This is a genomic window from Amycolatopsis sp. WAC 01416 (assembly GCF_003947485.1).
In the GTDB taxonomy this organism is placed as follows: domain Bacteria; phylum Actinomycetota; class Actinomycetes; order Mycobacteriales; family Pseudonocardiaceae; genus Amycolatopsis.
On sequence record NZ_QHHX01000001.1, the window covers coordinates 332,419 to 345,955 of the forward strand.

The following is a 13,537-nucleotide window of genomic DNA, read 5'->3' on the forward strand; positions in this document are numbered from 1 at the left end:
TGCCAGGTCGGTCAGTAGCGGGCGGCGAGCACGCCGACAAGCCTGTCGACGTCGGACTCGGAGAAGGCGGGCCTGCCCGAGCCGTCGCCGAGGCTCACCACGACCACCAGCGAACCCTTGCCGGTGGTCCGCTGCGCGCTGGACGCGCCGGCCGGCAGCGATGGGACGCCCGCGCCCGCGGGGAAGACCGCCGCGGTCACCGTGCCGCCGGGCACTTGGAACCCCGCGGACCTGGCTCCCGTCGTACAGATGTCGCCGGGCGTCGACTTGGCGACATCCACGGGGACCGGGAGCTCGCCAGCGAGGGCGGTGGCGAGCTCCCGGTCCACCTGGTCGCACCCGTAGGTGCCTTCGGCCGTCATCTGGCCGGTCCTCTCTGGCCCGTCGCCCCCCTGCTGAGGCGGCGGGTTCGAGAAGTTCGAGGGGTCCCCGCTGTCAAGAGGACGTGCGGACGCGGCCCCGGGTTGCCCGGCGGTCGCCGCTTCTTGATCGGATTTGGCCCCGCTCCCCAGCTGGAGGTCGGTTCCGCCGAGCACGCCGAACATGCCCGCTCCGGCCAAGACCAAAACCACCGCACTACAGGCCACCGCGATACCGTTTCGGCGTCGGGCAGTGGCGCGTTTGGAGGCGCGGACGACGTCGGAAGTGTCGAAGGTCGGCGACGGCGCGTCGCCGGGGGCGTCACGGAACAACGCCTTCAGGTCATTCTCGTCCATCCCGTGCCACCTCCTCCTTCTCCATGACCTGCCTGAGGTTCGCCAGCCCTCGCGCGGTCTGGCTCTTCACGTTTCCTTCGCTGCACCCGAGGGCCTTCGCCGCCGCACCGACGTCGAGTCCCTCGAAGAACCGCAGCACCAGCACGGCCCGCTGTTTCGGGGGCACTTCGCGCAACGCGGCCAGCAGGTGTTCCCTGGTGACGACCTGTTCGCCGAGGTCGAAGCCGTCCTGCGGCGGTTCGGGCAGCTCTTCGGTCTGCCACTCCCGCCGCCACGGCCGCCTCGACTCGTCGATGGCCGCCCTTACCAGCGTCTTCCGCATGTAGGCGTCGGTCGCCGCCCGTTCTCTGATCTTCTTCCACCTCCGGTGCAGCGCGACGAACGCCGTCTGCGCGAGATCGTCCGCGCGATGCCAGTCACCGCAGAGCATGTACGCGGTCCTGCGCACGGAGTCCCGCTTCGCGGCGAAGTACTCCGCGAACTCTTGTTCGTCGCGCTGGTTCACGCGGGTTTTGTCTCCGCTCTTGCCTCGTCGGTGGGTAGGACGGAACCGGGGGCGTCCACGGTTGCATGAGCGGGCGCGGGGGACCAGCCGGGGAGGAGATTCATGGCGGGCCCGACGATGTGATGTGATCGTACCGTGACCTCGCGCTCTCTCCCGTTGATCGATTTCCGCTCCGACACCGTGACCCGGCCGGACGACGTCATGCGCCAGGCGATGGCGGATGCCGAGGTCGGCGACAACGTCCTCGACGGCGATCCGACCGTCGGCGCGCTGGAACAGCGCGCCGCGAAACTGCTCGGCATGCCCGCGGCGCTCTGGACGCCGAGCGGGACCATGGCGAACCTGATCGCGTTGAGCATCCATCTCCAGCGTGGCGACCGGTTCCTCGCGCCGCGCGGCGCGCACGTGATCACCGACGAACTCGGTTCCGCCGCCTGGCTCGCGGGTGGCATGCCGGAGCCGCTGGAGCACGACGCCGGACCGGGACGGCCGACGCCCGAATCGCTTTCGGCCGCGATCGGCAACCCGCGCGGGCCGTACTACGCGCTGCACACCCCGCTGCTGTGCCTGGAGAACACGCACAACTCCGCGGGCGGCGCCGTCACTCCGCCGGACGAGCACGCGCGACTCGTCGCGGTGGCGAAGGAGGCCGGGCTGACCGTGCACCTCGACGGCGCCCGCCTCTGGCACGCGGCCGTCGCGCTGGAGGTCCCGCCCGCGGCGCTCACGGTCGGCGTCGACACCGTCTCCGCCTGCTTCTCCAAGGGGCTCGGCGCACCCGTCGGCTCGGTGGTGGCGGGCAGCCCGGAGTTCATCGGGAAGGCGCGGCGGATGCGTCAGATGCTCGGCGGCGGCATCCGCCAGGGCGGTGTGCTGGCCGCGGCCTGCATGGTCGCGCTGGACCGTGTCGGCGATCTTGCCGAGACCCACGAGAACGCCACACGGCTCGCGACCGGGCTCGCCGAGCACGGCTGGGAGGTCAACACTCCCGACACCAACATCGTGCAGGTCACCGCGCCCGACCTCGAAGGACGGCTGGCGTGGCTGGCCGGGCTCGGCATCCGGACGCTGCCCAGTTCGGGCAAGATCCGCTTCGTGGCGCACCGGGACCTCTCGGCGGCCGACATCGAAGAAACCCTTCAACGCATCAAGACCGGGGGCTGAACGTGAACTGGATCGTCTTCGACTACGGCGACGTCATCAGCGCGCACACCGACGCGCTGCCCACACTGGCCAAGGCCTTCGACCGCGAAGTCGCCGACTTCGAACCGCACTACTGGGCCGAACGGGACCGGTACGACTCCGGCGGCTCGGATCTCGAGTACTGGCAGAGCGTCGGCCGCGCGCTGGATTTCCCGGTCGACAAGGCCTTCGCCGACGAACTGACCAGCATCGACGTCACCGGCTGGACACACGTCGAACCGGACGTTCTCGATCTGCTGGAAGGACTGCACGAAGCGGGCGCGGCACTCGCGCTGCTCTCGAACGCTTCGTCGACCTTCGGACGCTGGGTGCGCGAGCAGGAATGGGCGAACCTGTTCCGCGTGAAGCTCTTCTCCGGCGACCTGGGCTGCATGAAGCCCGACGCGAAGATCTACCGGATCCTGCTCGCCGAACTCGGCGCCGAGCCGGCCGACTGCCTGTTCTTCGACGACCGACAGTCCAATGTGGACGGTGCGCGCGCGGTGGGGATGAAGGCGGAACGCTGGGTCGGCGTGACAACAGCGAAATCTGCTTTCGGCTCTTCGGAGGAATAATTCACCCTCGCCGCTCATCCGCTTACGCGGGGTGAAGCGGATGACCTAAGCTGGTTCGCGTCCCGAACCGAGATTTCCCACGGTAGGTGCCCATGCCTGGTCCAGACGGCCGGCGGCCGCTCGTGCCCGTCGATTTCGATCGGCCGAGTATCGCGCGGGTCTTCGACGCGCTCATGGGCGGCCAGGACAACTACGAGGCCGACCGGGTCGTGCTGCGGCAGATCCTGGAACTCGCGCCGGATGCCAGGGTCATGGCCAAGGAGGTCCGGCACTGGCTGGTCCGGACGGTGCGGTACCTGACCGACCGGGAAGGCATCGACCAGTTCCTCGACCTCGGTTCCGGCTTCCCGACCTCGGACAACACGCATCAGGTCGCGCAGCGGTACAACCCCGAGGCGCGGGTCGTCTACGTCGACCACGATCCGGTGGTCCAGGCGCACGGCCGCGCGATGCTCGCGGCGAACGACTTCGCACATATGGCGGCCGCCGACCTCACCAAACCGGACGAGGTCATCGAGGAACTCGCGCGCACCCACCGGCTGGAATTCGAGCGACCGGTCGGGTTGATCCTGTGTGCGATCGTCCACCACATCCAGGACCTCGACGAGGCGCGGAAAATCGTCCGCGCCTACGTCGACGCGCTGGCCCCAGGCTCGTTCGTCGCACTGCTGCACCAGCACAATCCCGCCGACGGCACCGAAGCCGCCGACATCGCGACGTCACTCGAAAAACGCTTCAACGGCACAGGGCTGGACACCCTGTACCGGACGCGCGAGGAGATCGAGTCGTTCTTCGAGGGAGTCGACCTCATGGAGCCCGGGCTGACGTACCCGCACCTGTGGTGGCCCGACGGCCCGCGCTTCACCCCGCCTTCGCCCGTGAATTTCACGTCGCTCGGCGGGGTGGCGCGTAAGCCTTAGCGGCGAAGCTGCTTCGGGGTGCCCTTGCCCTTGATGGCGCCGTACGCGGCCGTGCCGAGGAAGACCGCGCCGCCGATGATGGCGATCCAAAAGACGGCCTTCACGAGGAAACCGAGCACGGAACCGAGCACCATGAAGGCCACCCAAGCCAGAATCAGGCCGCCGACGATCTTCCAGAACATGGCATCCTCCGATTGCCTCACCGTGCCCGAGCAGGCCCGGTGAGTCCAGGTTGTCAGGCGGGAGTCGTGAGCGCCTTCTTTCCGGCTAACGTTCAGGGAGAACTCCGGGTTCCCCCTGAACTGTGAGCCAGTCGCCCAGCCTGCGGACGCCCTTGTCGATGTCCTCGCGCGAGCCCGCGAAGGAGAACCGGACGAACCGGCCACCGTCGCGCACGTCGAAGTCGATACCCGGGGCGATCGCGACACCGGTCTCGGCGAGGAGCCGCTGGCACCAACTAAGACTGTCGTTCGTGTACGCGGAGACGTCGGCGTAGGCGTAGAAGGCGCCTTCGGCCGGCGCGAGCCTGTCGATGCCGATGCCCTTGAGACCGCTGAAGAGCACGTCGCGGTTGGCCCGGTAACGCTCGACATGGCCATCGGCCTCCGCGTACCCCTCCGGAGTGAACGCGGCGATCGCGGCGTGCTGCGAGACCGCGGGCGGGCAGATGGTGAAGTTGCCGGTCAGGACGTCGATCGCGCGATGCAGCCGCTGGGGCGCGAGCATCCAGCCGAGCCGCCAGCCCGTCATGGCGAAATACTTCGAGAACGAACCCAGGACGAGCGCTTCGTCGCCGTACTGCCAGGCGCAATCGAGCCCGGCGCCGTAGGAGATCCCGTGGTAGATCTCGTCGCTGATCAACTGCACGCCGCGCGACGCGCACCAGCCGCTGATCGCGGCCAGTTCACCCGGCGGCAGGACGGTGCCGGTGGGGTTGCTCGGACTGGCCACGATCAGTCCCTTGATCGGCCCCAGTTCGTCGAGCAACGCGACGGTGGGCTGGAAGTTCGTCCCCGCCCCGGTGGCGAACTCGACCACCTCGCAACCGAGCACCTTCAGCAGGTTGCGGTAGGCCGGGTAGCCGGGGCGCGCCATCGCGACCCGGTCACCGGCCTCGAAGGCGCTGAGGAACGAGAGCAGGAAGCCGCCGGAGGAACCGGTCGTGATGATGACGTCCTGCGGGCTCACGTCGACCGGATACGTGCGGTTGTAGTGCGCCGCGACGGCCTCACGCAGTTCCGGGACGCCGAGTTGCTCGGTGTAGCCGAGGGTGTGGTCCTTCAGTGCCCGCTGCGCGGCCTCGAGCACGGGGCGCGGCGCGGGCGCGGACGGTTGCCCCGCGAGCAGCGGGACGAGGTCGCCGTGGCTGCGCTGCCGGGCCTGCGCTGCCGAAAGGACGTCCATGACGTGGAACGGCGGGACGTCGGAACGTGTTGCGGGACCAGGGAAAGACATGGGGGTGAGGCTAGCTCGTGGTCGGTACAGGTGGTCGTGAGTGGCGATTCGGGTTAGAACCCGAATCGCCACTCACGACCACCGCGACCACCGCGACCGCTAGTAGCCCTGGTAACCGCCGCCACCGGCCATGGACTTCAGCCCCGGGTGCCCCTCGAAGCCGCCGTACCGCGAGAACGTGTACCGGACGCCCGCGATGATGTTGTCCACCGGGTTGTAGATGTCGTCGTGCCCGGGAAGCTTGTGCGCGTTGAAGGTCGGGTCGATGCACTGCATCAAACCCTTCGACGGCGTGCCCTTCGCCGCGTTGGAGTCCCAGTCGTTGATGGCGTTGGGGTTACCGCCGGACTCCTTCTCGATGATCGTCCAGATCTTCTGGATGTCCGCCTCGGTCACGGGGATCCCGGCGGCCTGCAGGATCTTGATGGCCTCCTGGATCCACTGCTGGACGTTGCCCGGCGGCGTCGTCGACGGCGGACCGCCGCTGGGGCCGAGGCCGCCGCCCTCACCGCCGCCGCCTCCTCCGCCTCCACCGCCGCCACCGCCACCGCCGGTATGGAGACCGCCGGTGCGCTTGGGGACGCTGCCGTCCTTGCCGGGCATCGGGACCGTCGCGTAGCCACCGCCCTCGATGTCCTTCTTCATCAGCTGCTGCGACTTGCTGATCAACCCGTCCGCCTGAGTCAACAGCCCGGTGATGCTTTCGGCGGCCGAACTGGCGGTCTTCTGGTTGGCGGCATTCGCCGCGGTGATGATCTGTTCCGCGGTCGGATTCGGCGGCTGGATCTTTTTGTCCGGATCCGCCGCGTCGGCCGCTTGCTTACGAGCCGCCGCGACCTTCGGCGTCTCCGTGTCGATGCACGTCTGGATGGTCTTCTGCGCCGTCTTGGCGGCGTCGTCGATCTTGCCTTTGATGTCGCTCAGCTGGACTTGGAGTTCGCCGAGGTCCTTGCTGATCTCCTCCAGGTGCCCCTTGACCCGGTCGCCCGCGGAGGTGATCTGTTTGACGTAATCGAAGAAGGCGTCGGCGGCGGGACCTTTCCAGACACCGCCGTTCAACGCGTCGGTCGACGACTTCAGCGAGGCACTGTGGTCGCCTGCCTGCGACGCGGCGGCGTGGAACTGATCCGCGGCCTTCTGAATGGCTTCCGGCTTGATGCCCTCGACTTGTTTGGCCTTGTCCGTGACCTGTGACCAGTTCGGCGGGAAGTCAATATCGCCCACAACGCCCCCTAGAAATCAGGCCCGCCGGGGCCGGCTTTCGTGTGCTCACTGCTTGCCGTGCTCGTGCAGCTTCAGATTGTCCACGTGCACGGCTTCGGTCTCCTGGATCAAGCCGGCGGCCTTCCGCAGCACGAAGGCGGTGGCCTCCATCAGCTTTCCGGCGGAATCGAACTCGTTGTGCACGCCGTCCTTGAAGGAGCCCACGGCGCCGTGGACGTCACCCGAACCGCCCATCGCCCCGAACGGGCTTTCCTTTTCGTCGTCGACGCCGGTGACCTGCTTCTTGGACTTTTCGAACTCGTCCTTGAGCCTTTCCACCTGACCGGCGGCGATCCCCATCGACTCCGGGTCGTACACAGGCACGGTTCGTCATCCCCTTCACGGAAAACTCGTATCGCCTCCGATCAGACGCGCTGCCGATCAGGACGGTTCCCGCGCATACTTTAAGACCTCGGCAGTGGGCCGTGTGCGTATCCACGCCAACTTCCACCCCGCCGATTTCGACTTCGTGAACAGTCGAATCGGGCGAATCAGAAATCGGCGACTTCCCGGATCCGCGTCGCCAGCAGCTGGTTGTCCGCCGGGGTGATGGTCGCCCAATCCCGTCCGTCCCGGTTCCGCGCGACCTGGAACAGGTACCGTCCCGCGTCCGTGTCGTAGAAGGCGACCACACTTTCCGCGCGGCGGGGGCGGCCGTCGCGGCCCGCGCGTTCGACACCGAACTGGCCACGCGCCTCCTGGCCGAGCAGCATGCCCGCCACCTCTTGGGCCTGCCAAAGTGGCACGTCCAGGTCTTCCAGGGCGGTGACCATTGCTTTCGCGTCGCCGCGGGCGGCGGCGTCGGCATCGCGGAGGATGTCGTGCGGGATGCTGACCGACTGGCCGACGCCGGGACCGAGATCGCCCGCGACCGAGACGGCGGCCTCGGCGAGGGAGCTCTCCCTGGCGGGGATCAGCCACACCTGGCCGGAGTCGATCACGCCGAGCAACGCCTGGTTGCCGACGCTGACCGCCTGGCCCTTGATCTCGCGGTCGGTCCACACCCAGACGTCGATCGCGACCCTGGGGTGCGCGAACAGGTTCAGCATGTCGACCAGTTCGCCCGACGCCTGGTGTCCCCGCGCGAGCCCTCGCGCGCGCAGGGATTCCCAGGCCTCTTCGATCAGTGCCGCCCGCTCCGTGTGGGTCGTTCCGGGACTCGGCACGTCGAGTGCGACATGGCGGCGGGGCAGCCGTTCGGCTTCCCAGAGCATTTCGAACTCGAGTGCGGACAGCACCAGGCTGCCGTTGTCGTTCGGCACAGGTTCAGCGCGCTTCGGGGTTGCCGTGGTCACCGATCACGTCGGGCGACACCATGCGCTCGTCCGTGAACAGGTCCTTGTCGTCGACGCCGTAACGCCTGATGTGCTCCGCATCGTCTTCGACGTCCTGAGTGGCCGCACGCTCCATGAACTTCGACTCCGGCTTCGGCTGTTTCGCGCCGATCTTCTCCGAACGCTTCATGGCCTCTTCTTCGGGAAGCTCGCCGATCGGCAGCTGACGGGTCGGCTTCCCGCCGCCTTCCTGACGAGGACGGCGGTCGCGTTCCTTGTCACCGCTCAGTGCCCCACCCGCGACTCCGGCGCCGAGCGCGGCGGCGCCCGCACCGAGGTCGCCGGCCGCCGGGCCGGTGATCTTCGGGACGGCGGGGAAGCCGCGGCCGGATTCATTGCCGGGAGCCAACGGCGTCTGCGGTCCGGCGCCGACCGAACGGCCCTTGCCGAGCGCCTGGTCACCGCCGACGTTGCCGAAGACACCGGGGCCGGAACTGGAGCCGGGGCCCTTGCCGAGAGCGCTGTCGGCACCGGGCCCGGTGCCGAACGACTTGACGGCGGGCTGCGCCGACGTGGTGCTGTTCGGCGGCACGCTGCCGGTGGACGGGCCCGGCGGGACGCCCGGGGTGTTCGGCGCACCCGGCGGGATGAACGGCGGCGTGGCGGGCGAGCCGGTGACCGGGTACGACGGCCTGCCCTGTTCCGGCTGCGGGGCGGGCCGGTTCGGCGTCACCCAGCCACTGCCCGGTGCGGGTACCGGCCTCGAAGTGCCGGACGGCGTGGTCGGAGCCGCGGCCGCCGGAGCGGTGACACTGGAGTGGGGCGCCGACGCGCCGGTCTTGCGAGCCACACCGCCGCCCATCGCGACGCCGTAGGCCGGGGTCGGGGCGTCGTAGGACGGCGCCTTCGGATTGCTGACGGGCTGCACGACCGGCGGCACGTACTTCGACTCGACGGCGGCCGACGCGGGTCGCACACTGCCGTCCGGAGTGAGCTCGGTGGCCGTGCCCGCGAGGTCGAGCGCGCCGGAACCGCCGCCCACTCCGGCGGCGGTGGTGGTCTGGGACAGGTTCATCGCCTGCGGGTCGGCCAAGGTGTCGGTCGACAGCAGGTTCTCACCGCTCGTCTTGGCGTAGTCGTTCAACGCCTCCTGCGCCTGCGCCCGCGCGTTGTTCGCGGCGCCGACGCTCTTGGCGTGGTCGGTCTCGAACCCGATGAGGCTCAGCACGACGTCGCCGACGGTCAACCCGCCGGCGCCCTTCCGGACCACTTCCGGATCCGGGAGCTTGTGCAACGTCCGGTTGAAGGCCTCACCCTGGGCGAAGATCATCTCCGCGGAGTGCGAGACCTTCGAGTTCGCGTCCTGGGAAAAGCCCGCCTGCTCGGTGAACACCTGGCCGGCGGCGCCACCCGCCTCGCTCTGCCATTCCACGCCGAGCTTGCCCAGCTCGTCGCGCAGTGTCTTGTCGGTGTCGGCGAGCGCGCCCGCCACGGCCTTCAGCGCGTCGACGGCGATGCCGATGCTGCCGGTGCCGTCACCGCTGCGGAAGCGTTCGATCTCGGTCGCGATCCCGGTGTCGGTGTAGCCGTCGAACCGAAGATCGCGGAGCCTGCCCGCGAGGTCGGAAACGTTCACGCCGCCCTCCCTAGTTGCGTGCTTTCAAGGTCTGCAAAGCCGAATCGGCCGCCCGTGCGGACATTTCGCACAGCTGCGGCATGGTGAACCCACCGGCCGTGACGGCGACTGCCCGCACCGCCAGCGTCTGTCCTCGAGCGACACCGACGAGCGTTTCGCAGTCACCCGGCGTCCCGCCGTCACGGTGGTTCTTGATGGCGGGGAACCCGCCGACCGCCGTCGGTTCCGTGGTCATGCTGTTCTTGCGGCGCTTGCCGGTGAACCACTCTTCGACGTCCGCGGTGATCGTGCGGACGTAGTAGCTGTGGAAGGGCTGCGCGGCGTCCGCGTCGAGGACACAGGTCGGACCGTCGATCGGTTCCGCGGCCGCGCGCGGTTTGCTGTTGATCTTGAGCTGATCGAGCTGGGGATCGGTGAGCAGGGCACACGGATCGACGCCCTGCAGGCTCAACTCGGCGGGCCTGGCAGGCAGCGCGGACGCCTTGGCGCCCTGCGTGACCGAAGCCAGCGCGGGCTCGTCGGGAAACGCCTGGCCGCCCGTCCCCGTGGTGCATCCGGCCAGCGCGAGGGTGAGCACTCCGCCGGACACCAGCACACGGGGCCTACGCCCGGTGAACACCACGGTCCCCGAACGCGGCGGCCTTGTCCGCATCACTGGTCTTGTACTCCTTGGCAGCCGTGCGGAGCTGGTTGACCAGGCTCCGCAGACCGGCCACGTACGCCCGGACCTGCGCGGCGTACGACTGGTCGCCGTCGGCCACGAGTTCGTTCCAGACACCGGTCGCCTGCGTGCTCACGGTGTCGTTGGCCGGGGTGTCGATGCGCAGCTGGTCGAGCCGCGTCATGAGCTTGTCCTGCAACGCGTCGATCTGCTCTTCGACGATCTTCGCCACTTCGAGCAGCTTCGACGGGTCGACTCTGATGTCGGCCACCGACGGTGGCGTCGGGACCGCCGACGTGAGGTCCTGGACCTTGTCCGATACTGCCATTCCCCACCCCTTGGACACTGCGCACGGTGACCGTTCGTCCCGCCTGAGGCTACCAACGCGGATGTATCGGCTGCCTAAGCTTTGCGGGAAATACCGGGTTGGACGCACCCGGAACCGCGACGGTTCCGCCGGGAATTCACGAGACCGGGGTGGCGATCTCTCCCTTGGCCGCGAGCAGGGCGATGTCGGTGCGGTGATGCGAGCCGGCCAGGTGGACCTTCTCGACCGTCGCGTAGGCGTCCTTGCGGGCGGCCTTCAGGTTCTTGCCGGTGCCGACGACCGACAGCACACGGCCGCCGGAGGAGACCACGGCGCCGTCGTCGCGGCGCCGGGTGCCGGCGTGGAGCACGCCTTCGAGCTCACCACCGGTGATGACGTCGCCGGTCCTCGGCTTGCCGGGGTAACCGTCCGCGGCCAGCACGACGGTGACCGCCGCGCCCGAATCCCAGTCCAGCGGCGGCAGGTCGGCGAGCTTGCCGGTCGCCGTCGCGTGCAGGACCTTGCCGAGCGGGCTGCGCAGCAGCGCCAGGACGACCTGGGTCTCCGGGTCGCCGAACCGGCAGTTGAATTCGATGACCTGCGGGCCCTCGGAAGTCAGCGCGAGACCGGCGTAGAGCAGACCGGAGAAAGTGGCGCCGCGGTTGTCGAGCTCGTCGACCACGGGCTGGACGATCCGCTCGACGACGTCGTCGACCAGGTCCTTCGGCGCCCACGGCAACGGCGCGTACGCCCCCATACCGCCGGTGTTGGGACCCGCGTCGCCGTCGCCGACACGCTTGAAGTCCTGCGCGGGCAGCATCGGGACGACCGTGCGGCCGTCGACGAAGCAGAAGAGAGAGGCCTCCGGGCCGTCGAGGAAGGACTCGAGGAGCACGGGGTGTCCGCCGTCGAGCAGCATCAGGGCGTGCTTGCGCGCGACATCGACGTCCGTGGTGACCACGACGCCCTTGCCCGCGGCGAGGCCGTCGTCCTTGACCACCCAAGTGGGACCGAAACGGCCGAGCGCGGCGTCGAGGCGGGCCGGGTTGTCGACGACCTCACAGTGCGCCGTCGGCACCTTCGCGGCCGCCATGACGTCCTTCGCGAACGCCTTGGAGCCCTCGATCCTGGCCGCGGACGCGGACGGGCCGAAGCAGGCGATGCCCGCTTTCCGGACCGCGTCGGCGACACCCGCCACCAGCGGGACCTCGGGGCCGACCACCACCAGGTCCGCCTGCCATTGCTTGGCGAGGGCGGCGACCGATTCGGGATCGGCCGCGTCCACGCCGAGCTGCTCGGCCACCGAAGAGGTGCCGGCATTGCCCGGGGCACAAGCCAGCGCGGTGACGGAAGGGTCTTCCGCGACCGCGAGGACGAGTGCATGCTCACGGGCGCCGGACCCGATTACCAGTACGCGCACGACGCACAGGGTAACCGTGCCGGAGACGACCTGTTGGCGGAGCCACGTGAAACCCGCCCCGACCGGAGGCCCCGCCATCGTGGCGGCGGGGCACCATGACGTCTGACCTGCGAAAACACGAACCTGCCCCGGCGACGCGATCGCGGTCGCGGGTTCACCGATCGACACAGTCCGAACACGTCGCGTCCTCGAGCGGGTGGTTCCATCCGGCGTTCACCCGGCGGTCAGCGCTCCGCCGGTCCGTCTTCGCCGATCGGACGCCTCCTGCGTCAAGGGTTGCGCGGTACCCCGAGTTCAAGCGAAAGAGGTCAACCACCATGCGAAAGCGCCTGGGCGTGCTCGCCCTGTCCGGACTCGCCGTACTCAGCGTCACAGGGCTGGCAGGCGCCGCCGAGCCGAGCGCCCAAGATGTGTCGGCGCTGGCGAAGGGCCACGATGGGCCGGTGATCGTCGGACATCGCGGCGCCCCCGGCTACCGCCCGGAGCACACGCTCGCCTCGTATGAGCTCGCCTACCGCCAGGGCGTCGACTGGGTCGACGTCGACCTCGTGCCCACCAAGGACGGCCAGCTGGTCGCCCGGCACGAGAACGAGATCGGCGGGACCACCGATGTCGCGAAGCACCCCGAGTTCGCGAACCGGAAGACGACGAAGGTCATCGACGGCGCGTCGTTCACCGGCTGGTTCACCGAGGACTTCACCCTCGCCGAGCTGAAGACCCTGCGCGCCACCGAGCGGATCCCGCAGCTGCGGCCGAACAACAGGATCTACGACGGCCGCTACCAGATCGCCACCTACCAGGAGGTGCTCGACCTGACGCGCCGGCTGGGCCGCGAACTGCGCCGTGAGCTGGGGACGTACCCGGAGATCAAGCACTCGACGTACTTCTCGTCGATCAAGAACCCGACCGAGCCGAAGCTCGTCGAGCTGATCAAGCGCAACGGGCTCAACCACCCGAAGGCGCCGGTGATCATCCAGTCGTTCGAGGTGTCGAACCTGATCGCGCTTTCGCGTCAGGTGCGGGTGCCGCTGCTGCAGCTGACCTCCGCGACCGGCGCTCCGGCCGACTTCGTCGCGAAGGGCGACCCGCGGACGTACGCCGACCTCGTCACGCCTGCGGGCCTGAAGGAGATCTCGAAGTACGCGGACTACCTGGGCCCAGAGAAGGCGCAGGTCATCCCGGTGGTGAACGGCGCGCTGGGACAGCCGACCAAGCTGGTCGCCGACGCGCACCAGGCCGGGCTGAAGGTCGGGCCGTACACGTTCCGCAACGAGAACAACTTCCTCCCGCAGAACCTGCGCTCGTCGGCGAACCCCGCCGAGTACGGCAACGCGTTCGCCGAGCAGGAGGCGTTCCTCAAGGCGGGCGTCGACGGCTACTTCGCCGACCACCCGGACACGGCGCTGGAGGCTGTGAAGGCTTTCCGGGGGCGCTGAGTTCTCGGGGTCGTGAGTGGCGATTCGGGTTCTAACCCGCTTTACCGCTCACGAGGGCTTGACCGGCTCGGCACCAGTGACCTTGCCCTCCCGAGGTACGTGAAGGACCCCTTCCTTGCGCCTGGCGCAAGGAAGGGGTCCTTCATGTACTCGGCAAGGTGTGAAGGATGCCTTCACGCGCCACTGT

Annotated in this window: 15 protein-coding genes; 4 read left to right on the forward strand and 11 right to left on the reverse strand. The window is 68.8% G+C overall.

Annotated elements, in window-relative coordinates:
• Positions 1-11 precede the first annotated feature (11 nt).
• Together DL990_RS01670 and DL990_RS01675 are read right to left on the reverse strand one after the other, a co-directional pair.
• On the reverse strand, positions 12-716 hold the full coding sequence (locus tag DL990_RS01670; RefSeq protein ID WP_125797694.1) for a hypothetical protein: 705 nt from the start codon (positions 714-716) through the stop codon (positions 12-14).
• The gene (locus DL990_RS01675; protein WP_125784848.1) at positions 703-1,221 is read right to left on the reverse strand and encodes a SigE family RNA polymerase sigma factor; all 519 of its coding nucleotides are present in this window, start codon (positions 1,219-1,221) and stop codon (positions 703-705) included. The genes DL990_RS01670 and DL990_RS01675 overlap by 14 nt, the downstream gene beginning before the upstream one ends.
• A 135-nt stretch (positions 1,222-1,356) precedes the next feature.
• Here DL990_RS01675 and DL990_RS01680 point away from each other — a divergent pair, with 135 nt between their 5' ends.
• The 3 genes from DL990_RS01680 to DL990_RS01690 all read left to right on the forward strand — a co-directional run bounded on the left by DL990_RS01680 (position 1,357) and on the right by DL990_RS01690 (position 3,898).
• Positions 1,357-2,385 carry a low specificity L-threonine aldolase gene (locus tag DL990_RS01680; protein ID WP_125784847.1) on the forward strand — a complete coding sequence of 343 codons (1,029 nt, stop codon included), beginning with the start codon at positions 1,357-1,359 and terminating at the stop codon, positions 2,383-2,385.
• A 2-nt stretch (positions 2,386-2,387) separates the two neighbouring features.
• Complete coding sequence (locus DL990_RS01685) at positions 2,388-2,978, forward strand: HAD family phosphatase (protein ID WP_125784846.1); 591 nt, start codon at positions 2,388-2,390, stop codon at positions 2,976-2,978.
• A 92-nt stretch (positions 2,979-3,070) separates the two neighbouring features.
• On the forward strand, positions 3,071-3,898 hold the full coding sequence (locus DL990_RS01690; RefSeq protein WP_125797695.1) for an SAM-dependent methyltransferase: 828 nt from the start codon (positions 3,071-3,073) through the stop codon (positions 3,896-3,898).
• Here DL990_RS01690 and DL990_RS01695 read toward each other — a convergent pair.
• From DL990_RS01695 to purD, 9 genes are all read right to left on the reverse strand, one after another.
• Positions 3,895-4,080, reverse strand: a complete 186-nt coding sequence (locus DL990_RS01695) for a hypothetical protein (protein WP_125784844.1) — start codon at positions 4,078-4,080, stop codon at positions 3,895-3,897. The genes DL990_RS01690 and DL990_RS01695 overlap by 4 nt on opposite strands.
• A gap of 85 nt (positions 4,081-4,165) precedes the next feature.
• Complete coding sequence (locus tag DL990_RS01700; RefSeq protein ID WP_125797696.1) at positions 4,166-5,353, reverse strand: pyridoxal phosphate-dependent aminotransferase; 1,188 nt, start codon at positions 5,351-5,353, stop codon at positions 4,166-4,168.
• A 99-nt stretch (positions 5,354-5,452) separates the two neighbouring features.
• The gene (locus DL990_RS01705; RefSeq protein ID WP_125797697.1) at positions 5,453-6,577 is read right to left on the reverse strand and encodes a transglycosylase SLT domain-containing protein; all 1,125 of its coding nucleotides are present in this window, start codon (positions 6,575-6,577) and stop codon (positions 5,453-5,455) included.
• A gap of 45 nt (positions 6,578-6,622) precedes the next feature.
• Positions 6,623-6,940 (reverse strand): hypothetical protein, encoded by a 318-nt coding sequence (locus tag DL990_RS01710; RefSeq protein WP_199746184.1) that lies wholly within the window; start codon positions 6,938-6,940, stop codon positions 6,623-6,625.
• A 167-nt stretch (positions 6,941-7,107) separates the two neighbouring features.
• Complete coding sequence (locus DL990_RS01715) at positions 7,108-7,878, reverse strand: ESX secretion-associated protein EspG (RefSeq protein ID WP_125784841.1); 771 nt, start codon at positions 7,876-7,878, stop codon at positions 7,108-7,110.
• Between the two features lie 4 nt (positions 7,879-7,882).
• Positions 7,883-9,526, reverse strand: a complete 1,644-nt coding sequence (locus DL990_RS01720; RefSeq protein WP_125797698.1) for a PPE domain-containing protein — start codon at positions 9,524-9,526, stop codon at positions 7,883-7,885.
• 10 nt (positions 9,527-9,536) lie between these two features.
• A complete protein-coding gene (locus DL990_RS01725; RefSeq protein WP_233598853.1) occupies positions 9,537-10,178 on the reverse strand; it encodes a DUF3558 domain-containing protein in 642 nt (213 codons plus the stop codon).
• Positions 10,129-10,515, reverse strand: a complete 387-nt coding sequence (locus DL990_RS01730) for a PE domain-containing protein (protein WP_125784839.1) — start codon at positions 10,513-10,515, stop codon at positions 10,129-10,131. Before DL990_RS01730 ends, DL990_RS01725 begins: the two co-directional genes overlap by 50 nt.
• A 136-nt stretch (positions 10,516-10,651) precedes the next feature.
• On the reverse strand, positions 10,652-11,914 hold the full coding sequence (purD, locus tag DL990_RS01735; RefSeq protein ID WP_125784838.1) for a phosphoribosylamine--glycine ligase: 1,263 nt from the start codon (positions 11,912-11,914) through the stop codon (positions 10,652-10,654).
• Positions 11,915-12,231: 317 nt separating this feature from the next.
• Between purD and DL990_RS01740 the strand changes: the two genes are divergently transcribed.
• The gene (locus DL990_RS01740) at positions 12,232-13,350 is read left to right on the forward strand and encodes a glycerophosphodiester phosphodiesterase (protein WP_125784837.1); all 1,119 of its coding nucleotides are present in this window, start codon (positions 12,232-12,234) and stop codon (positions 13,348-13,350) included.
• Positions 13,351-13,537 lie beyond the last annotated feature (187 nt).